Source organism: Spirillospora sp. NPDC049024, from assembly GCF_040649235.1.
Lineage (GTDB): Bacteria > Actinomycetota > Actinomycetes > Streptosporangiales > Streptosporangiaceae > Spirillospora.
In genome coordinates this window covers 27,889-50,551 of sequence record NZ_JBEZFD010000020.1, presented here as the reverse complement: position 1 = coordinate 50,551, position 22,663 = coordinate 27,889, and the positions used below count along the sequence as shown (strand labels likewise).

Annotated in this window: 23 protein-coding genes; 14 read left to right on the top strand and 9 right to left on the bottom strand. The window is 71.5% G+C overall.

All coding sequences use genetic code 11. From position 1 onward, the window contains the following. The first annotated feature begins 6 nt into the window (after positions 1-6). From AB0C21_RS31260 to AB0C21_RS31225, 8 genes are read left to right on the top strand one after another with little or no spacing between them, the layout of a single operon-like run. On the top strand, positions 7-861 hold the full coding sequence (locus tag AB0C21_RS31260) for a hypothetical protein (protein WP_500209059.1): 855 nt from the start codon (positions 7-9) through the stop codon (positions 859-861). A 9-nt stretch (positions 862-870) separates the two neighbouring features. Continuing rightward, positions 871-1,287, top strand: a complete 417-nt coding sequence (locus tag AB0C21_RS31255; protein WP_500209058.1) for a hypothetical protein — start codon at positions 871-873, stop codon at positions 1,285-1,287. Further along, positions 1,288-2,289, top strand: a complete 1,002-nt coding sequence (locus tag AB0C21_RS31250) for a hypothetical protein (RefSeq protein WP_500209056.1) — start codon at positions 1,288-1,290, stop codon at positions 2,287-2,289. A gap of 26 nt (positions 2,290-2,315) precedes the next feature. Beyond that, positions 2,316-3,806 (top strand): glycohydrolase toxin TNT-related protein, encoded by a 1,491-nt coding sequence (locus AB0C21_RS31245; protein ID WP_500209055.1) that lies wholly within the window; start codon positions 2,316-2,318, stop codon positions 3,804-3,806. A gap of 2 nt (positions 3,807-3,808) precedes the next feature. Beyond that, positions 3,809-4,312 (top strand): hypothetical protein, encoded by a 504-nt coding sequence (locus AB0C21_RS31240; protein ID WP_500209054.1) that lies wholly within the window; start codon positions 3,809-3,811, stop codon positions 4,310-4,312. A gap of 32 nt (positions 4,313-4,344) precedes the next feature. Beyond that, on the top strand, positions 4,345-4,830 hold the full coding sequence (locus tag AB0C21_RS31235; protein ID WP_500209053.1) for a hypothetical protein: 486 nt from the start codon (positions 4,345-4,347) through the stop codon (positions 4,828-4,830). A gap of 28 nt (positions 4,831-4,858) precedes the next feature. Beyond that, positions 4,859-5,671: a hypothetical protein gene (locus tag AB0C21_RS31230; protein ID WP_500209051.1), complete on the top strand. Its 813-nt coding sequence runs from the start codon at positions 4,859-4,861 to the stop codon at positions 5,669-5,671. Continuing rightward, positions 5,668-6,870 (top strand): hypothetical protein, encoded by a 1,203-nt coding sequence (locus tag AB0C21_RS31225; RefSeq protein WP_500209050.1) that lies wholly within the window; start codon positions 5,668-5,670, stop codon positions 6,868-6,870. Before AB0C21_RS31230 ends, AB0C21_RS31225 begins: the two co-directional genes overlap by 4 nt. A 6-nt stretch (positions 6,871-6,876) precedes the next feature. Here AB0C21_RS31225 and AB0C21_RS31220 read toward each other — a convergent pair whose 3' ends face one another. After that, positions 6,877-7,206: a hypothetical protein gene (locus AB0C21_RS31220; protein ID WP_500209048.1), complete on the bottom strand. Its 330-nt coding sequence runs from the start codon at positions 7,204-7,206 to the stop codon at positions 6,877-6,879. 220 nt (positions 7,207-7,426) lie between these two features. On the opposite strand from AB0C21_RS31220, the gene AB0C21_RS31215 reads away from it, so the two are divergent. From AB0C21_RS31215 to AB0C21_RS31195, 5 genes are all read left to right on the top strand, one after another. Further along, positions 7,427-7,885, top strand: a complete 459-nt coding sequence (locus AB0C21_RS31215; protein ID WP_500209046.1) for a YbaB/EbfC family nucleoid-associated protein — start codon at positions 7,427-7,429, stop codon at positions 7,883-7,885. Positions 7,886-7,924: 39 nt separating this feature from the next. Beyond that, positions 7,925-8,401 carry a hypothetical protein gene (locus AB0C21_RS31210; protein ID WP_500209045.1) on the top strand — a complete coding sequence of 159 codons (477 nt, stop codon included), beginning with the start codon at positions 7,925-7,927 and terminating at the stop codon, positions 8,399-8,401. Next, a complete protein-coding gene (locus AB0C21_RS31205; RefSeq protein ID WP_500209043.1) occupies positions 8,401-9,372 on the top strand; it encodes a hypothetical protein in 972 nt (323 codons plus the stop codon). The genes AB0C21_RS31210 and AB0C21_RS31205 overlap by 1 nt, the downstream gene beginning before the upstream one ends. An 18-nt stretch (positions 9,373-9,390) precedes the next feature. Continuing rightward, complete coding sequence (locus AB0C21_RS31200) at positions 9,391-9,843, top strand: hypothetical protein (protein ID WP_500209041.1); 453 nt, start codon at positions 9,391-9,393, stop codon at positions 9,841-9,843. A 106-nt stretch (positions 9,844-9,949) separates the two neighbouring features. Next, positions 9,950-10,756, top strand: coding sequence for a hypothetical protein (locus AB0C21_RS31195; RefSeq protein WP_500209039.1), 807 nt, complete (start codon positions 9,950-9,952; stop codon positions 10,754-10,756). On the opposite strand, the gene AB0C21_RS31190 is transcribed toward AB0C21_RS31195, so the two are convergent. From AB0C21_RS31190 to eccD, 8 genes are all read right to left on the bottom strand, one after another. Next, on the bottom strand, positions 10,753-11,475 hold the full coding sequence (locus AB0C21_RS31190; RefSeq protein ID WP_500209037.1) for a sulfotransferase family protein: 723 nt from the start codon (positions 11,473-11,475) through the stop codon (positions 10,753-10,755). The genes AB0C21_RS31195 and AB0C21_RS31190 overlap by 4 nt on opposite strands. A gap of 4 nt (positions 11,476-11,479) precedes the next feature. Continuing rightward, positions 11,480-12,793 (bottom strand): S8 family serine peptidase, encoded by a 1,314-nt coding sequence (locus tag AB0C21_RS31185; RefSeq protein ID WP_500209036.1) that lies wholly within the window; start codon positions 12,791-12,793, stop codon positions 11,480-11,482. An 85-nt stretch (positions 12,794-12,878) separates the two neighbouring features. After that, the gene (locus tag AB0C21_RS31180; RefSeq protein WP_500209035.1) at positions 12,879-14,006 is read right to left on the bottom strand and encodes a magnesium and cobalt transport protein CorA; all 1,128 of its coding nucleotides are present in this window, start codon (positions 14,004-14,006) and stop codon (positions 12,879-12,881) included. A 24-nt stretch (positions 14,007-14,030) separates the two neighbouring features. Further along, positions 14,031-14,633, bottom strand: a complete 603-nt coding sequence (locus tag AB0C21_RS31175; protein ID WP_500209033.1) for a hypothetical protein — start codon at positions 14,631-14,633, stop codon at positions 14,031-14,033. Positions 14,634-14,738: 105 nt separating this feature from the next. Beyond that, positions 14,739-15,035 carry a WXG100 family type VII secretion target gene (locus tag AB0C21_RS31170; protein ID WP_353819261.1) on the bottom strand — a complete coding sequence of 99 codons (297 nt, stop codon included), beginning with the start codon at positions 15,033-15,035 and terminating at the stop codon, positions 14,739-14,741. A 46-nt stretch (positions 15,036-15,081) separates the two neighbouring features. After that, a complete protein-coding gene (locus tag AB0C21_RS31165; protein WP_149263105.1) occupies positions 15,082-15,369 on the bottom strand; it encodes a WXG100 family type VII secretion target in 288 nt (95 codons plus the stop codon). A gap of 211 nt (positions 15,370-15,580) precedes the next feature. After that, positions 15,581-17,035 (bottom strand): type VII secretion protein EccB, encoded by a 1,455-nt coding sequence (eccB, locus tag AB0C21_RS31160; protein WP_500209031.1) that lies wholly within the window; start codon positions 17,033-17,035, stop codon positions 15,581-15,583. Between the two features lie 7 nt (positions 17,036-17,042). Next, positions 17,043-18,443, bottom strand: a complete 1,401-nt coding sequence (gene eccD, locus AB0C21_RS31155) for a type VII secretion integral membrane protein EccD (RefSeq protein ID WP_500209030.1) — start codon at positions 18,441-18,443, stop codon at positions 17,043-17,045. Positions 18,444-18,611: 168 nt separating this feature from the next. Between eccD and eccCa the strand changes: the two genes are divergently transcribed. Further along, complete coding sequence (gene eccCa, locus AB0C21_RS31150; RefSeq protein WP_500209029.1) at positions 18,612-22,589, top strand: type VII secretion protein EccCa; 3,978 nt, start codon at positions 18,612-18,614, stop codon at positions 22,587-22,589. The last annotated feature ends 74 nt before the right edge of the window (positions 22,590-22,663 follow it).

Below are 22,663 nucleotides of genomic sequence, written 5' to 3'. Positions count from 1 at the left end.
GCTGAGATGAGTGACCTGCCTCCCCCGTGGGACCCAGGCGCTCCCCCGCCCCCGCCCGGGTCGCCGCCGCCCTTCCCCGACACCGGCCTGCTGCCGGCGTCGGCCTCGTCGTACGCGCACTGGACGCGGGAACCGCTGATCTACTACTGGGTGCGGCTGCGCGGCAGGCTGGTCGGCTGCCTGTGGGGGTCGGTCCGGCATCAGGCGGCCGGGTTCCTGCTCGTCCCCGACGTGTCGGAGCAGGAGATGTTCGCCGCCGACTTCTGGGAGGACCGGCTCGCCGAGGCGTACGCGGCGGACGTGCCCGCCGCCGAGGCCGTACGGCGCTGGAAGGGCGCCCCGGAGGACCCGGTGGGCGGCGGCATCCCGGCAGGCGAGGCGGAGCAGCAGGCTCCCGACCTGCGGGCCCTGCACCAGGTGGTCGCGCCCGGCTACCCGGTGCCGGAGGGGCCGTCGGTCCAGGACGGCAGGTTCGAGGACGGCACGCCCGCCGACCGGTCGCAGGGGTTCGGGCCGCTGTTCAGCGTCCTGCCGCCGACCTACCCCGACCAGGCGGCCGGGCCCGTCCGGTACCTGCCCGTCGTGCTCCAGGGGACGGTCGTGGGCTACGTGTGGGCTTCGGTGGACGGCCAGGCCGCCGGCTACCTGGGCCGGGAGCAGGCGGGAACGGCGGGCGAGGTCGCGGCCGGCCTGTGGAGGATGCGGCTGAGCGACGCCTACCAGGACGGCACCTCCTCCCTGGAGGCGCTGCGGCGGTGCGCGCTCGCGCCCGAGGACAGGCTGTCGGGCGCCGTCGACCGGGACGTGCCCGAGCAGGAGTTGCCGGGCCTCGACGCGCTGCGCGAACTCGCGCGCCAGTGAGGGGGCGAAATGGCTGAGGAGTATCCGCAGTACTACACCTATGAGCGGAGGCCGGTCGCGTTCGTCAAGGCGCCCGACGGCGGCCTGTTCGTCTGGGCGCTGTCCCCGCGGACCGGCGAGTTCCAGCTCGACAAGTCCTACCTGGACAAGATCTGGTTCGGGACCACCGCGGACATCGACACGCTTTCCCGGGACGAGTTCATCCAGCGGGTCGAGGAGTACCGGGGACGGTATCTGCGCGGTGAAGGCCCCGCGTACGCGCTCTACGAGACCATCAACGGCCTCTTGGAGGCGGCCCGCGCCGAGCCCCGCCCCCTCACGCCGGAGGAGAAGGCCCTCGTCCAGACGCTGCGCCTCCGCGCCCACGACCTTTTCGAGGCGGAACTCCGCGCGCAGGGACGGCAAGGGACGCCCGAGGACGCGTGAATGTCCCCTGAAACGCTCCCAGAGGTCCCGCAGGACGAGCACGAACTCGTCGAGCGGCTCTATCCGGAAAGCGCCTGGACGTTCGTCTGGGCGCGCCGGATATTGCGCGACTTCGCCGGCGACCGGGCCTCGCGTTTCCTGGTGGGGTGTCTGAGCGCGGGCTGCTGGTCGGTGCTGCACGGGGAGGGCGAGTGGCTGGCCGTCCGCTGCGCGGACGAGGCACCGGGTGAGGCGGCGGACGAGGCGACGCCTGCACACGCGGCCTCCTTCGAGTCGGCCCAGGACGCCACCGCGTACGCGGCCGCAGGTCTGATCGTCGACGAGAAGGTGACGCTCCACGAAGGCCTTCTGCGGCGAGAGCAGGGCGTCATCGATCACATCTGGGACGAGTCCGCGAAGCGCCTGGTGTGGCGGCTGACGGACGAGGGCGAGCGCCTGGTGGCGGCCTCTCGCGACGAGGGACGCCCCCGGTACGGAGAGTCCTGGATCGTCCTGGATCCAGTGTTCGAGGACCCCAGGGGCTACCGGGTGCTCCCGCGGACGCCCCGTCCGGACGGCGGCCGCTTCCTCGCCGAGCACGATCTCTTCGTGGCGCACGTCCGGGGCCGCCTTCCCGGCGACTTCGGTGCGAGCACCGGGGAGGAACTCGCGGAGAACACGCTTCTGGACACCTTCGCCCCCGCCGACGAGCCGTACCTGTTCACCCTGGACGCGCCTTTCGATCGGCGCGGGCTCTTCGGGGCCGGCGCGGAACTCGTGCGCAAGTTCTACCTTGTGCGGCGGCCCATCCGCGTCTATCAGGGGTTCCCGGTCAGGAACACCACCGTCCCCGCGCGTGGCAGGGCTCGCGCCGACGGAGCGCCGCCCAAGGGCACGGGATATCTCCTTCCACGCTCTCTCGCGGCCCTCCTCGAAGCCGGGGACATCGCCCGGATCACCGAAGCGGAGGCCGTCCGGATCTACACGGAGCAACGTGAGTCGCAACGCCGCCGGGACGGCTGAACCCATCCGGCAAGGAGGTGAGAAGCATGCTGAGCACGGCTGAGCAGGATGAGCGCCTGGACGAGATCGCATCGCTGCTCGTCCATCTTGCGCCCGGCGGTCTGGAGTCCATGAGGTTCGCCTATTCCGCGGTGGGCACCTCCCTGGAACGCGGAGTGCTTCCCTTCGGATCGATGGAGACCGAGGCGCTCCTCCCGCACTCCGGTGTCTATCCGCTGGTGCGCGAGCTTCGATCGCGGATGTACGTCGAGGGCGACGGCACCTGGTTGCAGATGGACCTGAAGGTTCACTTCCGGCCCGCGGCGACCTCGGTCACGGACGGCGGCACCCCCCGTTGGGAGGTCAGGTTCAAGAGCGTGGACGAGATCACCTTCATGGACGAGATCACCCCCGCCGCCGCGGCCGAGGAGCTGCGGATGTTCCCGCAGGAGCCCCACCGCGTCCCCGACTGGATGGCGCGCCTGGCGGCCGTCCAGGAGGCGGCGGACCGTTTCGACGCGGACGAGTTCTCATCCCAGCCGGAATCCGACCTGGAAGCCGCCCTGCCCGACGGGCTCGGGGGGGTGTTCGACACCGCGCGCGCCAGGCTGCGCGACCACCTGGCCGCCGAGCCGGGCGACCGGTTCCTGGTCGGCCGCCTGGCGGACGGCCGCTGGTCGATCGTCCATCTGGCGCCCGCATGGCTGGCCGTGCGCATGGCGGACGGCGAGTGCGTCGAGCGCCGGGCGTTCGGCGACCCCGCGGCCGCCGCGGCGTTCGCGGCCGGCGCCGCGCTCGCCGAGGCAGGCGCGGAAGTGAACTCCTCGGTCCTCCAGGGGGCGAACGTCCTGAGCAGGACCACCGTCCGCAAGGACGGTGTCGACGCTTGGAGGCTCACGACCCCCTCCGGCAACGGCACCGCCCAGATCACGACCCCCTTCGGCAACGGCACCGCCCAGATCCGGCGTTCGATCGGCGCCGAGCGGCCGAACGGCCCCGCCGCCCGAGGCCGCGCCTACTTCGCGCTCTCGCCGCTGGACAACAGGCCGGGCGGGTATTTCATCGTCCATCCCGGCCGCGTGCCCGCCAAGGGCGACTTCGTCAGCACGCACCAGATCTTCGAATGGCACGTCCGGTCATCGCTGCCCAAGGCCAAGGTCCCGCCGCCCGCCCCCGACGAAACGGTGACGCTGGAAGCCGGAACGGAACTGGACACCTACGACGGGGATAACCTCGGCACCCTCTTCACCATCGGCACGCCGTTCGAGCGGCGGCAACTGCACGGCTATCCGGAGGACACGCCCTACCGGGTCTACCGGCTCCTGCGGCCACTTGAGGCGACCGTCTTCGTCCCGGACTCCAGGACCGTCTACCGGCCGGGAGAACGCGGACCGAAGCGGCTGCCCGACGAGCGCGGCCGGGCCTACGTCCTCGAACGCTCGATCCGCGACCACCTCGAGGCCGGTGACATCGTCGAGATCAGCGAGCCCGGGGGCACACCCGTCCCGCTCCGGGACAAATGGGACTTCGGGGAGTAGGAATGGCCAGGAGAGAGCCCGTCCGGCTCGTCGCACCCGACGTCCCGCCGCAGGAGCCGCGCCCCTACGACGAGGAGCGTCATGCGCAGCTCCTCGACCGCATGAAGCAGACCCTGGTCGCCGTCGCTCCGCAGGACTGGAAGCGCATCGACCTCAAGTTCCTCATGCTGGTCGGCGTGTGCGATGCCCAACTGACGGTGGTGCGCAAGAACGGCGGCAGGCCATTGGTGGAGCCCGTTCCGGAACTCGCCGAAACGGCCGCGGAAATACGGTCGCTCATGTACCGAGCCGACCAGGGGACCTGGTTCGGAATGCGGTTCATGATGGACCCGCCGGACGCTTTCTGGGTGAGCTACAACCGCGCGTTCGACCCTTTGTGGAACCCGCCGCTCCCCGCCGCCGAATGGCGACGCGACCTCGACGCCTTCCCCCGCGCGGACGCGCACGTCCCGGAATGGCTCGGCGCGCGGCTGGCAACGCACGGCCGGATGCGGTGGGAGCAATAGACTTGCGCGACGAGGAGAGGAGCAGCGACACGATGAACCAGCCCCCCGCCGAGGTGCCGGTTCCGCCGCAGGAGCCCCGGCCCTACGACCGGCAGCGCTACGAGGAGCTGACGCAGCAGCTCGGACGGGCGGTGCTGCAGGTCGCCCCGGCGGGCTGGCGGCGGATCGACCTGAAGATCCTCATGCTGGCCGGCGTCACCGACCTCCGCCTCACCGTGATCATGCCGGACGGGGGCTCCCCCGCCGTCGACCCGCCCCGCGAGTGCGCGCTCATCGCGGGCGAGCTGCGGTCGATGATGTACCGGCCCGGCGAGGGGACCTGGTTCGGGATGCGGTTCATGATGGACCCGCCGAGCGCCTACTGGGTCAGCTTCAACGGGGACTTCGACCCCCTGTGGGACCCGCCCGTCCCGCCCGAGGCGTGGGCCCGCGACCTCGCGGCGTTCCCCCGCGCGGACGAGCACATCCCCGGCTGGCTGCGAGAGCGGCTCGACCAGGCCGCAGGCGCGGGCCGATGACCCTCGGACGGACGGAAAGAGGTAAGTCGTGAGCGAGAACGGGCCGCTGAACCCCGTCGAGCAGAACGACCTGCTCCAGCAGATCACCCTGCTGCTGACGCACACCCTCCCCCCGGGGTGGGGGGAATGCACGGTCGTGCACCGCTCGCTCGGGTCGCACACCGAGACCCTGGGGCAGCTCCGCATGGTCACCGGGCCCGGGCTGCCCAGCCCGTTCGACGTGCCCGCCGCGCTCGGCGAGCTGTTCGAGCGGCTGCGCACCGGCATGTACGCCCCCGGCCTCGGCACCTGGTTCTCCGCCACCTTCAAGCTGACGTTCCCGTTCACCTACGACGTCCGCTACGACCGCGAGGGCGAGCCGCGCTGGCAGAACCCCCCGCCCCCGGACGCGGCGGAGGCCGAACGCCGCAGGTTCCCGCGCGACCCCGAGCACACCCCCGCCTGGCTGGGCGCCCCGCAGGCGCAAAGCATGCGCATCGCCAAGCCCTTCGACGGCACCGCCCCCGACGGGCGGCCCGAGGCGCGGCGGCCCGACGTCCCCGGCGCGGAGCGCGACGCGATGGTCCGCTACCTGGAGCAGGCCCCGATCGTGCTGGCGGCGCGCAGCTACGACAGCGACGCCCTCGACCCGGACCACGCGCGGAACGTCCCGCTGACCTTCCACACCGACGGCACGTGGATCTGGCCCGGCGCCGTCGGCTACTACCTGCGCGCCCACGGCGTCCCTCCCGAGCCCGAGCTCGCAGCCCACATCCGGCAGACCGGGTTCCAGGTGCCGGACGTCGCCGACGACGTCCGCTCCGCCGCGGTCGCGACCATCACCGGCTCGGAGTCGTCATGAACCTCCCCCCGCCGAACGGCCCGCAGGGCTTCCCCCAGGCGCCGCGGACCGCGGAGTCGAGCGAGTCGTACTCCTACACGACCCGCACGCCGATCGTGTACCTCCCCGTCGTGCTGAACGGCCTCCACGTCGGGTACCTGTGGGCGGGCATGGACGACAGGTCCGCCGGCTTCATCCGCCGCAACCAGTACGTGCAGGAGGCGTTCGGAGCGCCCGCCGTGTGGTCGGAGCGGCTCCGGGAGTCCTACACGAGGGGGCTGCCGTCCCGTGAGGCGATCCGGCAGTGGATCGGCCGCCCCGAGGACCCGCGCGGCGGCGGCGTCCCGGCCGATGCCCGCGAGGAGACCGCGGACGGCAGGCAGGCCCTGGCCGAACTGGCCAACCCCGGCGCCGAACGCTCCCCGTGGGAGTCCCTCAGCCACGGCGAGTTCCCCGACGGCACCCCGATGGACCGGTCGGAAGGCTGGGGGCCGCTCCACTTCGAGCTGCCGCCGAGCTACGACCTGACCACCGACGGGCCCGTCCGGTACCTGCCGGTCGTGCAGGACGGCGTCGTCCTCGGCTACCTCTGGCAGGGCGGCACCGCCGCCCTCTTCCAGCCCCGCGCCGACGCGGCCGCCCTCGGCAGCGACGCCGCCGGCGTCTGGATCCAGCGGCTCCGCGACCTGCACGCCCGGAACGTCCCCGCGTCCGAGGTCCTCTCCCACTGCCGCGCCATGCCCGCCGACCCCGTCGCGGGCGCCGTCCCCCCGGACGCGGCCGTGCAGGAGTCGCCCACCCTGGCCGCCCTCCGCGACCGCGCGGACACGTACGAGCAGTCGCTGCGCCTGGCCAACAACCCGGTCCCGGGCGACCCGGAGACCATGAAGCGCCCCGCCCTAGACCCGGCCGAACGCGACGCGGTCCTGCGCTACCTGCGCGAGGCCCCGGTCGTCTACGACAGCGGACGCTTCTTCTCCGACGCCTTCGACCCGGCGCGCCCGTCCACCGTCCCCGACACCTACCAGACGGACGGCACCTGGATCTGGCTGGGCGGAGTCCCCCACCACCTGGAGCACCACGACATCCCGCCCGAGCCCGACCTCCTGCACCACATCCGGGCCGCGAACGCCCAACTTCCCCCCGAAGACCCCGCCACCCGCGAACGAGCAAAACGCACCCTCCGCTGGCACCGCCTCCTCGTCCCACCCCCGTCGTAGGACGCGCTAGCTCGCCTTGCCCCGAGCGATCTCCTGAGCCGCCCGCCGCAGCCCCGTCTGAATGACCGCGTAGGCGACGAAGGAGGAGAGCGCCGCGAGAAAGAGCACCGCCACGGCGGCCTCCGGCAGAAGCCCGAACGGAGTGCACAGCAGCAAGAGCACCCCGAGCACGAGAAGCGCATTCCCCGTGCGCACCCGCTCCCGATGCGGCAACTCTCCATAGGGCACCTTGACGCCGCGGGAAACCGTGTAATTCCCCACGCCTTTGCGAGCCCGCACTCCCGAGGCGACGCAGGCGAGCCCCAGCAGCGCATACGCCACGGTGCCGACGATCACAGGCACAACAAAACCTCTTCAGAACCAGTCATCGAACTGATCGATGGTCCACCATCATCGCTGACGCCGCCCCCATCCGCCGGGCCCGCCGCCGCTCTCATTCTCTGACAATGTCTGCGACACAAAGTCAACGGCGAGTAGGATGTCCGGATCGTGATCGCCTGATCACGATCCCCGCATCATGCCCTAATGGTCGCCGACATTCGCGAGGCTCCCCCCGATGTTCGATGCGAACGACTTCGACGTGGACAAGGTTCTTGAGGACGCGCAGCAGCGCGTGGCCAAGATGACCGCCGTCCGAGAACAGACCGCCAAGCTCACCGGGCACGCCGAAGCCGCCGACGGGCGCGTCGAGGTGACGTGCGGTCCGCATGACCCTCTCTCGGAACTGCGCATCGACCCGCGCGCGATGCGCATGTCCGCCGAAGAGCTCTCCGAAGCCATCCGCAGCGCCGCCAAATCGGCCCGGCGCGACCTCGACCGCCAGGTCGAGGAACTCACGGCCTTCCAGTTCGGGGACTCGGTGAATCCCCTCGACGCCATGAAGGACAAGGAGAAGCTGAAGGAGACGCTCGGCGAGGTCCAGGGCATGTTCGAAAAGGCCGGCCGGGACACCCAGGCGATGATCGACCAGCTCAGGCGCAATCTCGGGATCGCGGACCAGGCTCCGCGCCGCTGACGCGGCCGGGCGAACGCGAGCACCGAGAACGGAGAGCCCGTGGGCAAGAACAAGATCGACAACATCATCAACTCGCCGTCCCCCGACCCCTCCCCCGCTCCGTCCGGCGCCGGAGCGCCGCCCGCCGGAGGCACCCCGTCGCCCTCGCCGGGCCCGGCACCCGCGCCGCCCGCGCCGTCTGCGCCGTCTGCGCCGCCGAGCGGCAAGAGCAGCGGCCAGGTCCACTTCTCGCCGGAGACGCTGCGGCGGCTCGGGGACGCCATGGAGAAGGACGTGGGCGCCATCCTTAAGAACGCCCGCTACAAGCTGAACGTCAAGCCGCGCGACGCCCAGCCCGACGCCTTCACGACCTTCGGGTTCTTCTGCGCGATGGCGTACACCGAACTGATCGAGTTCTCCGACCAGGACCTCATCGCCAAGAGCGAGGTTCTGATCGACGTCAACGACCGCCTGCACAAGGCGGCCGCGATCCAGCAAGAGGCCGAACGCAAGTCGACGATCAGCAAGGGTGACTGATGACCGACACTCTCGGGGCCGCGAAGGGACTGGCCGAGGCGGCGATGTACGAGTGCATCTTCGCCTCCGTCGTGATCCCCGCCGCCATCCCGATGAACCAGATCGTCTACCAGGCGCAGGGCGACCCCAAGAAGATCTGGGACGCTGCCGACGGCTGGAAGGAGACGATCGACGAGCTCACCAAGGCCAAGGACGAGATCGAGTCGCTGACGCGCGGCGTCCAGGAGTCCGCGTGGGAGGGCGACGACCGCACTGCCTTCGAGAAGCGGATGAAGGAGTACGTCCAGCAGCTCGACGGCACGATCGCCATGGCCTGGGTCGCCGCCATCTCTCTGTGGATCCTCGCCGTCATGATCGCGGTGTTCATCTACCTGATGTTCGTCATCGTGAGCCTGCTCGCGATCTTCGCCGCGGCCATCTGCGTCGCGGCCGGCACCGTCATCGGCGCACCGGCGGCCCTGGAGTTGGAGGCGGAGGCGAACCAGTTCGCCAGCATGGCCTACAAGGTCCTCAGCATCGGCTCGAAGGTGCTGACCGTTACCTTCGGCAGCACGGCCGTCATCTACGGCGGGGCTGTGGCGGGCAACGTGGGGTGGCAGATGGCCCACGGAAACGAGGGGGTCGTCACGGAAATGCGCAAGGCCACTGTCAACGGGCTCGACGACATGCTGAAGGGGAGTCTGGCCTACCTGGAGCAGAAGCTCACCGGCAAGTACATGGGTGAGGTCCCTGTCGGGAGATGGACGGGGGTTCCGCAGGCGAGCCGGGTCGCGCCCCTCAGCGGTTCGGAGCGCGCCGTAAGCGGCCTCGGCGCCGTCGACACCCGGAACGGCGGTCCCGTCCTGGAGCAGGGCGGCGAGAAGCTGGCGGGCCTGTTCGGCCTCAAAGGCGGCGAGTACGGGAGCGGCGAGGACGGAGAGAAGGACCCGGGCCTTGAGTACGTGGACAAGACCCAGCCTCATCGCGGCTGAACGCGGGCAAGGTGCACCATGACACTCCCCCTCTCGATCGCCGGCGCGATCTCGACGCCGCGGATGGTCGGTGCGGGCATCATGCTGCTGGTCGTGGTCGGCATGTTGTTCCTCGGGATCTGCGCCTACCAGGGCCGGTGGCGCTCCTGGCACGGGAACACGTTCTTCACCTGGGCCTACTCACCCCTGGCCGCCACCTGGGTCGCGGCGTCCGTCCTGCTGCTCGTCGCCGCGATGATTTTCGCCGACGCCCCGAGCGCGCTGCTCATCTCCCTGCTCGTCCTGGCCGTCGTCTGTATGGGGGTGGCCGTGGTCTACGCCCATCCGCCCCGCCGGATGCTTCCGAAATGGGTGCGGTGGCTGGAAGGTGACGAGGCCGTCGCCGAGCGCCCCGCGTGCTTCGAGGTCCACCGGGACTCTCGCGTCAACGCCATCATGCGCAAACTGACTCTCGACGACCGTCAAGAGTGACGCGGCCTGCGTCGGGAGTGGGGGCGGAGGTGTTAGCCTCGCGGCGGAATGTCGGGCGTGGGGTTGGGGGCTCGCAACCTTGTCGGATGGGGGGCGTCCGGAGTTCTTGGCTCCGGACCAGCAGCTGGACGGGTCTGACCGGCTGGGCGAAGAGGCGCGCGTCGAGGTTCCGGAGCCGGCCGCCGAAGAGGCTGAGGCGCATGTCGCCGTGCCGCGGCGGTGGTGGGCTAGTCGGTGGGCGTTGGGGGCCGGTGCGCTGGTCCTGGTCGCCGCCGCCGGGGGTGTCTGGGCCGTGAGCGGGTCTTCGGGCGAGTCGGGGCCCGCGCGGTTCACGTCCATGCCCGAGCCGTGCTCGCTGGTGCCCGGGGAGACGCTCGAACGGTACGTGCCCATGTCCGACCCGCCCGTCCCCAGCAAGGCGAGGAACTCGCCGGACGAGCGGTACGAGGCGTGCGAGTGGGCGGAGCCGGTGGGGGCCAAGGGCGTCGGCACGTCCCGGCGGCTGAACGTCTCGGTGCGGCTGCATCTGGACGGGCTCACCTCGGCGAAGTCCGAGTACGACGCCGCGTGGGACGGGGCCCGGTCCATGGCGGGCACGGCGAAGGGCGCGCCCGGTTCCCTGCACGCCGAGGCCCCCGCCGCGATCGGCATCGGCGACCAGGCGTTCACGCAGCATCTGACGCTCACCGGGCCGCTCGGCCGGTCCGGTTCCGTCGCCGCGACGGTGCGCCTGCGCAACGCGGTCATCAGCGTCCGGTTCCGGGGGACGACGTCGCCGCTCGGCGTGGACGGCTCCCCCAAGGTCGGCAAGGCCGTGCCGCTGGACGAGGCGGCCGCGCGGGCGGGCGCCGAGGCGGCCGCCCGCGAGATCGCGAAGACGCTCGCGGCGTGCGAGGACTGCCTGAGCCGCTAGTCCGGCGGGTAGCCCCAGGCGACGCAGACGTCCTTCAGCTGCGGTGGCGGAGGGCCGGGCACCAGCAGGTCCGGCTGGATCCGACCAGTTTTGATCTTCTCCATCCAGTCGCCGAGCCCGGGGACGAAGGTGTCCGTGCCCGCCTTCCCGTAGTCGAGCATCTCCTCCTGCCACTCCACGCCGAGGAAGTCGCAGAGGCCCCGGACGGTCCCGGCCGGGTCGCCGACCAGGTCCTCGTACCGGACGGTCGGGCCCGGCAGCTCCGTGCGGGCGGCCTCGACCGCCTCGCAGTACCGGACGATGTCGGCGACCAGGTCGTCGCGGGAGTAGTACGGCCGGGCGTTGCGCCAGGACCGCAGGATCGCGGCCGGGTGGCGGATCAGGAAGACGAACCGGGCGTCCGGCCAGCAGGCCGCGATCTCGTCGCGGATGAAGACGTCGTTGGGCGACTTGTTGACCAGGTGCCGCTTGCCGCTGCGCGCGAGCTCCTCGGCGAGGACCGCGTCCCAGAGCAGGAAGCGCAGCTCGCGTTCGGTGTGCCCGAACCGCTCCATCGAGGCGGCGACCTGGCGGGACTCGAAGCCCACCGTGATGTCGCCGAGGTGCGTCTCGTGCGGGGCGTGCAGTTCGGAATGCGCGCCGAGGACGGCGCGCAGCAGCGTCGAACCCGTCCGCACCGACGAGAGGATGAACGTCGGCGCGGTCAGCCTCCGGCGCATCCCGTCAGCGGCCGGGCGGCGGGTTGTGCGGTCCACCGGCCGGCGGGCCCGCCGGGGGCCGCTGCTGCGGACCCGACTGGTACGGCGACTGCTGCGGACCGCCCTGGGGCGCGCCGAACGGCTGCGGCGGGCCCATGGGCCCCGGCATCGGCCCGGACGGCGCGGACGGCTTCTTGCGGCCCCGCAGGACCAGGAACAGGACGCCGCCCACGACGACCAGCACGACCACGACGCCGACCACGATGAGGGTCGGGAAGCCGCCGGAGTCGTCCTTCTCGGCGGCCGTCTTCGTGGCCCCGGCCCCGGCCTTCTTGGCACCCGCGACCTTGTCGAGCCGCTCGTACACCGGGTTCGGCGCGCTGGACGGGACGTTCTGCTTGAGGGCCCGCGGGATGCTGATGACCCCGTAGCCGAGCAGATCGTCCTTGCCGGGCGGGCCGAAGTCCTTGGCGGTGGCCGTCAGGCGCTGCACGACCTGGCGCGCAGGCATCTGCGGGTAGCGGCTGCGGATGAGGGCGACGGCACCGGAGGTCAGCGCGGACGCCTGGCTCGTCCCCTCACCGGCGTTGTAGGCGTGGCCATCCTTGTTGATCCAGCCGACGTCCGCGCCTGGGGCGCCCACGGTGACGTAGGGCTGCCGCTGGGTGGACTTCCACGGCTTGCCGTTCTGGCCGAGCGCGCCGACGGCGACGACGCCCGGGCAGGACGCCGGATAAGCGGGCTTGTTGTTGAAGTCACCGGAGTTGCCGGCGCCGGCGACGATGACGACGTCCTTCGCGGCGGCGTACTCGATGGCTTCGAGCAGTTGCGGCGGGCACTGGTTCGGATAGATGTCGGCGGACTCGCTGGCCTCCGAGATGTTGATCACCTTGGCGCCGTGATCGACCGCGTAGCGGACGGCCTTGCCCGTCGTGGTGCCGCTCACCGAGGCGACGATCGGGAGGATCTTGGCCTCGGGAGCGATGCCCACGAATCCCGTCTTGGTGCCCTGCGATGCGATGAGGCTCGCCATGCCTGTGCCATGGCCGTGCTTGTAGGAGTCGGTGTCCTGCCGGCCATCCCCGCCATTGCCTGTCAGGTCGGTGCCGGGGATCACCACGGGCCGCATGTCGGGCAACTGGGCGTTGACGCCCGTGTCGATGACGGCGACCGTCACGCCCTTGCCCTTGGTGAGGGGCCACACGTCCTGCTGGATGCCCCACGAGTCGAACCACCACTGGTCCGCCCTTGGCCCCGGGATGGCGTGCGCGGGGACGAGCGGCGCCGCCGCCAGTCCGATCGCCGCCACCGCCGCCGCCGTCCGAAGCAGCCACCGCATCTGTCGCACACTCCCTAGTCCGCCGCGCCGGTGCGGGCGGACGCGGCCCGTGGCCCCGTCCGCCCGCATCACGTCCCGTTCGGGTTCAGCCGATCACCGGAGGAGCGGTGTCGTCGTCGGCTCCCCACACGTCCTCGTCCTCGGTGAGCCACGTGTTGCGCTCGCGCTCCTCGTCCTTGCCGCCCTGGGCGCCCTGCCCCATCGGCATGCCGCCCATGGGGCCGCGCATGCCCGCGCCGGCGCGGCCGGCTCCGCCGAGGCCGGCGCCGCCGCCGAAGGCGCCGCCGGGACCGCCCGCCGGGCCGGTGCCCGCGCCGCCGAGGCCGCCCGGGTCGGCACCGAAGCCAGGGCCGCCGCCGGGGCCGCCGCCGAGACCGGGGCCGCCGCCGGGGGGACCGCCGCCGGGCATGCCCGACAGATCGGTACCCGTGTGGCCGCCGAACGGGCTGCTGCCCGGAACGCCGCCGGGCGGGTGGTACGGGCCCGTGTTGCCGGGCGGGTGGAACGGGCTGTTCGGGGTCCCACCCGGGTGGAACGGGCTGTTGTTGCCCGGCGGGTGGAACGGGCTCGCGGTGTCGGACTTCGGAAGGGGCACGCCACCCGGGCCGCCGGGCGGGCTCCCGGGACCGCCGGGACCGCCGGGCGGGCTGCCGGGACCGCCGGGCGGGCTGCCGGGGCCGCCGGGCTTGTCATGCCCGCCGCCGATCGAGGTCGGGAGGTCCTTAGTGATCTTGAGCGGGTGGCCCTCGAAGGCCTCCTTCATCCGCGTGTTGAAGTTCTTCATCAACTCGCGGGCGCGCTCGTTGTCACCGTCGGTGTTGATGTACCCGTCTTCCATCGTCTCGCCGGTCGTCTTGTACCAGTCGAGGATGCTGGTCTTGTACCAGTTGTAGAGCTGCGCGTTGTTGTGGCTGTCGTCCGACAGCTTGCCCGACGTCTCGTACACCTGGCCGAGCTGGTCGAGGGCCTCCTGGGCCACGTCGCCCTGCCAGTGCTTGACGATCCGCTTGGCGAAGTTGTTGCGCAGTTCGTCGGTCATCTCCGCGAGGACGTCGGAGGCGTCCTTGTACGCGGTCGACGCGTGGCCGACGGACTCGGGCTTGATGTTCTTGAGCTTGTTCTTGACGTCGTCGAAGTTCTCGTCGCCGAAGCTGTAGCTCCCGAACTCCATCCCGTCCCTGATCGGGTACGACTCGGGGTTCCGCTTACCCATGGGTCCCTCCTTCCGGGACGGCCGTCACTTGAGGTTCGGGTTGCCGTTGCCGGTCGGGTCGACGCCCTTCACCCGGGTGTTGGTGTTGTGGTGCGCGTTCTCGTACTGGTCCGCCGTCGCGTTGAGCTTGCCGATCACGCCGTTGTAGGCGGTCTCGATGGCGGAGATGTACTCCTGGAAGCCGCTCTTGCTGGCGTTCGCGACCTCCACGAACTTCTCCGAGCCCTTGGCCCCGCCGAGGTCGGCCGTGCTGATCTGGGTGGAGCCGACCTGGTTGAGCTTGCGCTTCCAGATGTCGAGCTTGTACTTCATGTCCTTCGCGAGCTGGCGGAGTTCCGCGGGATCGACGTCGTAGCCCTTCTCGGCCTTCATGTCCCACTTGCTGCGGTCGGGCTCCTGGCCGCGCGGGAGGGCGTTCTTCGGGTCGTCCCACTTACCGGCGTGGGCGCCCGCGCTGTACTCGTAGTACAGGTCGCGCTGGCGCCACTCCGGAAGGTCGTCCCACTCGTCCTGGGTGAGCCCGTGCACCGTGACGGTCTGGCCGGCGCTGTACTCGTTGGCCCCGACGGTTTCGGTGTACTCGACGTTCTTGAGCTGCTCGTCTGTCAGATGAAACTTGTCGCCCATCGCTCGCCCTCCTGGCGAATCATGTCCCTGCCCCCGGCACGACTACGCCGTGCAGACCCCCGGCCGAGGTCCTGCACGACGTAGACCAGGGCATGTGCCCCGGGGTCAGCCCGCCCAGATGTTCTGGTTGGCCCGCTCCGCACCGCTGTAGTTGCTGTGCGCGTCGCCGATGACGACACCGAGCTGGTTCAGGACCTGCCCGATGTGGGCCGCGGCGGAGTCCCACTGGCGCTTGGCGTCCCAGTAGGCGGCCTGGGCGCCGCCCTCCCACTGGGAGAGGTGCTGTTCGAGGTTCTTCTCAAGGTCGTCGAGCTCGTCGACGAGGGCGCGGTAGGCCAGCGTGAAGTCGGCCTGGGCCTGCTGCATCGCGCCGAAATTGGCCTTTGTGTAGCTGTCGCTCACGGGAGGAGTCCTTTGCGGTCGGAGGAATGACGGGAAAGGGAGCCGATCAGGTGCCGCCGTTGAGCAGCTGGTTGATCTTGTTCACCGCGTCCTGCTGCTCCTGCTCCGTACTCTCGTACGTGATCTTCGTGTGCACGAGCTTCTGGTGCATGCCCTCGAGGGCGGTGCGCACCTTGTTCATCTCGGTCTGGAACTCGTTGAAGACACGGTCGAACGACACCGCGGCGTTACCGGCCCAGCCGGACATGAGCTGCGACTTGTGCCCTTCGAGCTGGCTCTGCAGGCCCTTGACGATGCCCGCGGAGTCCTCGATCCGCGTGGCGGCCTGCTGCATTGCTGCTCTGTCGGCTGCGGACGTGTTACCCACAGTGTCACCTCCGTTTGCGAATTCGGGTCGCGCGCCTCAGGAGAGTGGAGAGCGGCCCACCTCGCAGGGCTGGCCTGGGAGCACTCCTGACGACACGAAATGTCAGCGATCATAGGCGTTTCACGCCATCTATGTCGACGTTCTTGATGATCTATCGGTTCGTGTGATCTGGGTCACCTCACGCCTTCGAGGTGGAGATCGGCTTCCGCGCGAGCGCCGGGTCGAGGGCGGGCCCCTGCGGGATGAGGTGGATGACGCTGGACGGGACGGGCGCCGCCTTCTTGGCGTCGTAGCCGAGCTTCTTGGCGATCTCCGCCGACGGCAGCGCGAACCGGACGCCCTGGTCGTTGACGAGCGACAGCGACCCCGAGCCGCCGCCGGAGCCGTCCCCGGAGCTGTCGCCGCCGGCGGGCACGAGGCTCATCAGCGCCGCGCCGCCGGGCGGCAGCACGATCTGGTCGATCGTGCCGGACGAGCCGGCGGTGCCGGAGCCGAGCACGCCCGCGGACGGCGCCGGAAGCGAGCCGCCCATCGTCAGCTGCGCCTTCGCGGAGCCGACCGGGAACACCGAGCACAGCGGCGTGGAGGTGTCCCAGGCGACGAACCTCGGAAGCGTCGGCGGCAGGTTGTTGTCGAGCAGCCGCGTCCCGGAGGCCCGCGCCTGCGCCGACGGGACGTCCGTCGGCAGCGGCCTGGCCTGCTCGCCCGGGTAGGCGGCGGCGGTCCTGACGTCCCGCAGCAGCAGCTGCGCCTGCGTCTCGTTGATCTGGGAGAGCCCGTCGGCGAGCATCACGTACCAGAGCGCCTGCCCGCCGGCGCCGGTCTCGGCCTTGAACACCTGCCCGACGCGGGCCGTCCCGCCCCGGGGGCCGGGGACCGCCTTGCCGCGGTCGGGGACGTCCGGCGAGCCGAAGTTGCCCGCGGCCGGGATCGCGTTCAGCCACGTCGCCGGGACCTCGACGGCGCCCGGGCCGCCGGTCAGCGCCGTCACCTGGTTCGCGGCGATCGTCAGCTGCATGCGGTGGTCCTTCCAGACCACCCACGGGACGCCGCCGGTCTGCACGACGACGGCCTCGCCCTCGCCCAGCCGGCGCCCGCCCACCTGCCGGCCGGCGGCCAGCGCGCTGATCTGCCGCTTCACGCCGGTCGGCCCGGCGGCCTCGCGGGTGCACACCGACCAGGGGCCGCGGATGAGCTGGGCGCTGTCGGGCAGCGAGTCGGGCGCGCCCTGGATGCCGATCATCGCGCCGCGCTCGAACTTCGCCAGCGACTTGCGCGACACCGTGCGGCGCTCGGGCGAGCTGTCGGAGTCGAGGGCGAGCAGCGCGGACGCGTAGTTCGCCACCGGGAACATCTTCTTGGTGTTGGCGTCGTAGATGTACTTGGTCCCGGTCTCTTTTTCGATGATGAGCTTGCCGGGTTCGTCCAGTCCCTTGGCGCCGCCCGGGGACAGGATCCCCCAGATGCCGAACACCGCGATGACGAGCAGCCCGACCATCACTCCCGCGAACGCGCCCACCGAGAGGCGCCGCATCGGCGACTCGGCGACGTCGGGTTCGCCCTGCAGCAGGGCCAGCCCGACCCGCTGCGTCATCAGGCGGTGCGCCTGGTACAGATCCCGCCGGTTCTGCATCGGTCCGTCACCCGGCCAGCCCGCGCACGCGGGCGTAGACGTCCAGTACCGCGAGCGCGAGCGGGATCAGCGCGATCATCACGAGCATGTCGAGGATGTCGCCCCAGCGGCCCCAGACGGGGGTGGGGCGGTGGCCCGGCAGCCACAGGGTCACCGCGACGACGATCCCGGTGAGCACCAGCAGCGGGACGAGCGCCGCGGCGAGCGCGACCACCTGGCTCCCGTGCAGCGCCATCCCGATCGTCGTCAGCACCAGGCCGAACAGCCCGACCACGAGCATCCACGAGCGCTGCGAGACCCCGCGGAAGATGCGGGCCCGCAGCAGCAGCGACACCGACATCGTCGCGGACGTCGCCGGGCCGGCCCAGCCGTCCTCGCCGAACAGGAACAGCATCGCCCCCGCCGCGACCAGCGCGATCGAGGCGATGAGCCCGGTGGAGAACCGGTCGGCGGCCGCGGTGCGGGCGAGCACCTGCCGGCCGTCCACCGTCTCGGTGTCGCGGCGCAGGTCCTCGGCGCTGCTCGGGACGGGCGGCAGCGGCATCCGCGCCAGCTTGAACGACAGCGACGGGACGGCCGCGATGAACATCATCACCACCACCGCGGCGACGGCGGCGATGCCCGCGGCGGGCAGGCCGTCGAACGCGAACCCGACGCCCGCGCCGATCGCGCCGACGAACGCGGCGAACGCGACGCCGAGGAAGACCGGCAGCCCGTCGGCGATCGCGAACGCGGCGATGACGGCGGCGAGCGCGGTCACCCCGAACCCGGCCAGCAGGTGCGGGGCGCCGAGGTCGAGCAGTTCGAGGTTCTTGCGGGCGGGCGCCGCCAGCCCGGCGAGGAACGCGTACGGGAGCGCCGCGTAGCCGAGGATGACGCCGGCGCCGGAGTCGGCGACGGCCCGCGAGAGCACCGTCGCCATGATGAGGGTGACGAGCGCGACGAGCCCCGCGGCGACGGCCGGGACGATCCACGGCGGCCCGGACAGCGCGATCACGATCGCGCCCACGACCAGCGCGATCCCGCCGGCGCCGAGGCCGAAGGAGCGGGTCGTGGTCGGGCGCCACCGGTCGGTGCGCTCCCGGATCCCGGACGCGATGACGTCGGCGACGTCGTCGAAGGACATCTCCGGCAGCTGCGCCATCCGCGGCCGGAAGTACAGGATCTCCCCGTCCCGGACGCCGAGGGCGCTGGTGGTCTGCGAGGCGTCGAACGGGTCGCCGTCCAGCCGCTGCAGAACCCACCCGGAGTGGGCGAGCCCGGCGTCCGCCATGTCCTCGCCCGCGGCGCGCAGCAGCGTGGGGAGCATGTGCGCGAGCGGCACGTCGGCGGGCAGGGACACGTCGATGCGCCGCTTCGGCGCGACGATGGTGACCCTGCAGAGTTCGGTCGTGGCGGGCGAATTCACGGGGGAGCTCCCGTCTCCAGGTCAGATCAGGCGCGGATCCGATCGACGCGCAGCTTAGGATGTGACGTCCGCTTACGCTAAATCAACCACAAGCACCACATCACCCCCACGGGCCGGCCGTCCCCGCACCGGCCGCCCCGGCGTGAGAGCTCCCGGAGGAACGCCGAGGTGAGCACGATCCTCGTCAGGCGCAAGGAGCGCCGCAAACCGCCGCCGGCCCCCAAGGGCGAGCTGCTGCTGGAGTCGCCTCCGGAGATCCCGGAGATGCAGAGCGGCGGCCTGCAGAACGTGCTCATGTACCTGCCGATGGCCGTCATGCCGGTCATGATGGGGCTGATGTTCCTGGGCGGCGGGACCAGGAGCCCGATGATGATGATCAGCAGCGGCGGCATGGCGCTGGCCATGGGCGGCATGATGCTCGGCCAGATCGGCCGCGGCTCGGGCGAGCGCAAGTTCAAGCTGAACGGTGCGCGCCGCGACTACTTCCGCTACCTGTCGCAGGTGCGGCGCAAGGTGCGGCGCGCGGCCGAGCAGCAGCGCGAGTCGCTGGAGTGGAACAGCCCGTCCCCCGACTCGCTGTGGTCGCTGGTGATGAGCGCGCGGATCTGGGAGCGGCGCCCCACCGACCCCGACTTCGGGAACGTGCGCATCGGCGCCGGGCCGCAGAAGCTCGCCGTCCAGCTGATCCCGCCGGAGACGCGCCCGATCGAGGACCTGGAGCCGATGACGGCGGGCGCGCTGCGCCGGTTCGTCCGGGCGCACTCGACGGTGCCGAACCTGCCGGTGGCGGTGTCGCTGCCGTCGTTCGCGCGCATCCTGCCGATGGGCGACATGGACGCGGTGCGCGCCATGGTCCGCGCGATGATCGCCCAGCTCACCGCGTTCCACTCGCCCGACGACATGCGGGTCAGCGTGTGCGCGTCGCCGGACGCGATGCCGCACTGGGACTGGATGAAGTGGCTGCCGCACACGATGCACCCCACGGTGACGGACGCGGCGGGACCGGTCCGGCTGATGGCGGGCAGCCTCGCCGAGCTGGAGCGGATGTTCGGCACCGAGGTGAAGGACCGGGCCCGGTTCACCCCCGGCCTCCAGCAGAGCGACCTGCCCTACCACGTGGTCATCGTGGACGGCGGCGCCGTCACCCCCGACTCGCAGATCGGCTCGGACGGCATCGAGGGCGTCTGCGTCATCGACCTGACCGGGCACGTCGCGCCGACCGCCGACAACACGATGCTGCGGCTGCGGGTCGCCCCCGACAAGATGGCGATGCTGCGCCGCGACCGCACCGGCAAGGACGTGCCGAACCTGCTCGGCCGGCCCGACCAGTTCAGCTACGTCCAGGCGGACGGCCTCGCGCGGCAGCTCGCGCCGCTGCGGGCCAGCGCCGCCGCCGGCCCCGAGCTGGACGCGCTGTCGGCCGCGACGACGCTGACGACGCTGCTCGGCGTCCCCGACCCGGCCCGGATCGACCCGCGGCAGGCGTGGCAGCCGCGGGCGCCGCGCAACCGGCTGCGGGTGCCGATCGGCCTGGACGCCGAGGGCCGCCCGATCGAGCTGGACATCAAGGAGGCCGCGCAGGGCGGGTACGGCCCGCACGGCCTGTGCATCGGCGCGACCGGCTCCGGAAAGTCGGAGCTGCTGCGCACGCTGGTGCTCGGCCTGGCGATGACGCACTCGTCCGAGGTGCTGAACTTCGTCCTCGTCGACTTCAAGGGCGGCGCGACGTTCCTCGGCATGGACGGCCTCCAGCACGTCTCGGCCATCATCACGAACCTGGAGGACGAGCTCCCGCTCGTCGACCGCATGTACGACGCGCTGCACGGCGAGATGGTGCGGCGCCAGGAGTGGCTGCGCGCCGCCGGCAACTACGCCTCGCTGCGCGACTACGAGAAGGCCCGCGAGCAGGGCGCGCCGCTCAAGCCGATGCCGACCCTGTTCGTCGTGCTGGACGAGTTCTCCGAGCTGCTGTCCGCCAAGCCCGACTTCGCCGAGCTGTTCGTCATGATCGGACGGCTCGGGCGCTCGCTCGGCGTCCACCTGCTGCTCGCGTCGCAGCGGCTGGAGGAGGGCAAGCTGCGCGGCCTGGACACGCACCTGTCCTACCGGATCGGCCTGCGCACGTTCTCCTCGGCGGAGTCGCGGGTCGTGCTCGGCGTGCCCGACGCCTACGAGCTGCCGCAGGCGCCCGGCAACGGCTACCTGAAGATCGGCACCGAGACGATGACGCGGTTCCGCGCGGCCTACGTCTCGGGCCCGTACAAGCCGGAGGACGGCCGGGCGGACGAGTCGCCGCAGGGGCCGCGGCAGCTCGCGCAGATCGTCCCGTTCACGCCCGCGTACGTGCGGCCGCAGATGCAGGAGCAGGCGCAGCAGCAGCAGGGCCGCAAGGAGGACGAGGGCCCGCAGATCAGCCTGTTCGACCTCGTCGTCAAGCAGCTCGCCGGGCAGGGCCCGCCGCCGCACGAGATCTGGCTGCCGCCGCTGGAGGAGCCGTCCACGCTCGACCAGGTGCTGCCGAACCTCCAGCAGACGCCGGAGTTCGGCTTCACCACGGCGGGCTGGGACGGTCGCGGGCGGCTGCACGCCTTCGCGGGCATCGTGGACAAGCCGTTCGACCAGCGCCGCGACCCGATGTGGCTGGACCTGTCCGGCGCCGCCGGCCACATCGGCGTGGCGGGCAACCCGCAGTCCGGCAAGTCGACCCTGCTGCGCACCCTGATCACCTCGCTCGCGCTGATGCACACGCCGCAGGAGGTGCAGTTCTACTGCCTCGACTTCGGCGGTGGCGCGCTCGCCGCACTGGCCGACCTGCCGCACGTCGGCGGCGTCGCGAGCCGCCTCGACCCCGACCGCGTCCGGCGCACGGTCGCGGAGGTGTCGGGGCTGCTGGAGTCGCGGGAGCGGTTCTTCACCGAGCGGGGCATCGACTCGATCGCCGCCTACCGGCGGATGCGGGCGGAGGGGCAGATCGCCGGGGACGGCTTCGGGGACGTGTTCCTGGTCGTCGACAACTGGCTGACCGTCCGGCAGGAGTTCGAGGCGGTCGAGGCGACGGTCACCGACCTCGCCGCGCGCGGCCTCGGCTACGGCATCCACGTCGTCGCCTCGACCAACAAGTGGTCGGAGTTCCGGCTGACGATCCGCGACCTGCTCACGACGAAGCTGGAGCTGAAGCTCGGCGACCCCTACGAGTCGGAGATGGACCGAAAGCTCGCCTCGAACGTCCCCGAGGGGCGTCCGGGCCGCGGCCTCACCCGCGAGGGCCTGCACTTCCTCGGCGCGCTGCCCCGCGTCGACGGCCGCGCCTCGGCGGGCGACCTCACCGACGGCGTCCGGCACCTGGTGCAGACGATCCAGGCCGGCTGGCAGGGCCGGCCGCCCGCGCCGCCGGTGCGGATGCTGCCGGACGTGCTGCCGGCCGCGTCGCTGCCCGCCGTCGCCGAGACCGGCAAGCGCATCCCGATCGGCATCGACGAGGACACGCTGTCGCCCGTCCTGCTGGACTTCGAGAACGACCCGCACTTCGTCGTCCTCGGCGACAACGAGTGCGGCAAGTCCAACCTGCTGCGGCTCATCGTCGAGTCGATCAAGGCCAGGTACACCACCGCCGAGGCGCGGATCATCATGCTCGACTACCGCCGGGCGCTGCTGGACTCGGCGGAGAGCGAGCACGTCATCGGGTTCGCGGCGTCCTCGACGGCCGCGGGCGGGCTGATGAAGGACGTCCACGGCGCCCTGGTCAACCGGCTCCCTCCGTCCGACCTGACGCCCGAGCAGCTGCGCAACCGGTCGTGGTGGAGCGGGTCGGAGCTGTTCCTGGTGGTGGACGACTACGACCTGGTCGCCACGCCGTCCGGCAACCCGCTCGCGCAGCTGGCCGAACTGCTGCCGCAGGCCCGCGACATCGGCATGCACGTGATCCTGTCCCGCACCATGGGCGGGGCGGGCCGCGCGATGTTCGACCCGGTCCTGCAGCGGCTGAAGGACATGGCCAGCCCGGCGCTGATCATGTCCGGCAACAAGGACGAGGGCAACCTGTTCGACGTGCGGCCGAGCCCGCTGCCCCCGGGCCGCGGCACCCACGCCGACCGCCGCAGCGGCAAGCGCCTCATCCAGACGGCCTTCTACGGCCAGCAGCAGTAACCGGCGGGAACGCGGAACGCCCCGGGCTCGTGAGCCCGGGGCGTTCCGCGTTCCGCGGGCCGGGCTTGACTTCA

What these genes read in the sequence shown, in the direction of transcription:
- AB0C21_RS31225 (WP_500209050.1), top strand. Translation starts at nt 5,668, where the DNA reads ATGAACCTCCCCCCGCCGAACGGCCCGCAGGGCTTCCCCCAGGCGCCG.
- AB0C21_RS31215 (WP_500209046.1), top strand. Translation starts at nt 7,427, where the DNA reads ATGTTCGATGCGAACGACTTCGACGTGGACAAGGTTCTTGAGGACGCG.
- eccB (WP_500209031.1), bottom strand. Translation starts at nt 17,035, where the DNA reads ATGCAGAACCGGCGGGATCTGTACCAGGCGCACCGCCTGATGACGCAG.
- AB0C21_RS31205 (WP_500209043.1), top strand. Translation starts at nt 8,401, where the DNA reads ATGACCGACACTCTCGGGGCCGCGAAGGGACTGGCCGAGGCGGCGATG.
- AB0C21_RS31250 (WP_500209056.1), top strand. Translation starts at nt 1,288, where the DNA reads ATGTCCCCTGAAACGCTCCCAGAGGTCCCGCAGGACGAGCACGAACTC.
- AB0C21_RS31260 (WP_500209059.1), top strand. Translation starts at nt 7, where the DNA reads ATGAGTGACCTGCCTCCCCCGTGGGACCCAGGCGCTCCCCCGCCCCCG.
- AB0C21_RS31190 (WP_500209037.1), bottom strand. Translation starts at nt 11,475, where the DNA reads ATGCGCCGGAGGCTGACCGCGCCGACGTTCATCCTCTCGTCGGTGCGG.
- AB0C21_RS31235 (WP_500209053.1), top strand. Translation starts at nt 4,345, where the DNA reads ATGAACCAGCCCCCCGCCGAGGTGCCGGTTCCGCCGCAGGAGCCCCGG.
- AB0C21_RS31185 (WP_500209036.1), bottom strand. Translation starts at nt 12,793, where the DNA reads ATGCGGTGGCTGCTTCGGACGGCGGCGGCGGTGGCGGCGATCGGACTG.
- AB0C21_RS31165 (WP_149263105.1), bottom strand. Translation starts at nt 15,369, where the DNA reads ATGCAGCAGGCCGCCACGCGGATCGAGGACTCCGCGGGCATCGTCAAG.
- AB0C21_RS31180 (WP_500209035.1), bottom strand. Translation starts at nt 14,006, where the DNA reads ATGGGTAAGCGGAACCCCGAGTCGTACCCGATCAGGGACGGGATGGAG.
- AB0C21_RS31175 (WP_500209033.1), bottom strand. Translation starts at nt 14,633, where the DNA reads ATGGGCGACAAGTTTCATCTGACAGACGAGCAGCTCAAGAACGTCGAG.
- AB0C21_RS31245 (WP_500209055.1), top strand. Translation starts at nt 2,316, where the DNA reads ATGCTGAGCACGGCTGAGCAGGATGAGCGCCTGGACGAGATCGCATCG.
- AB0C21_RS31200 (WP_500209041.1), top strand. Translation starts at nt 9,391, where the DNA reads ATGACACTCCCCCTCTCGATCGCCGGCGCGATCTCGACGCCGCGGATG.
- AB0C21_RS31240 (WP_500209054.1), top strand. Translation starts at nt 3,809, where the DNA reads ATGGCCAGGAGAGAGCCCGTCCGGCTCGTCGCACCCGACGTCCCGCCG.
- AB0C21_RS31255 (WP_500209058.1), top strand. Translation starts at nt 871, where the DNA reads ATGGCTGAGGAGTATCCGCAGTACTACACCTATGAGCGGAGGCCGGTC.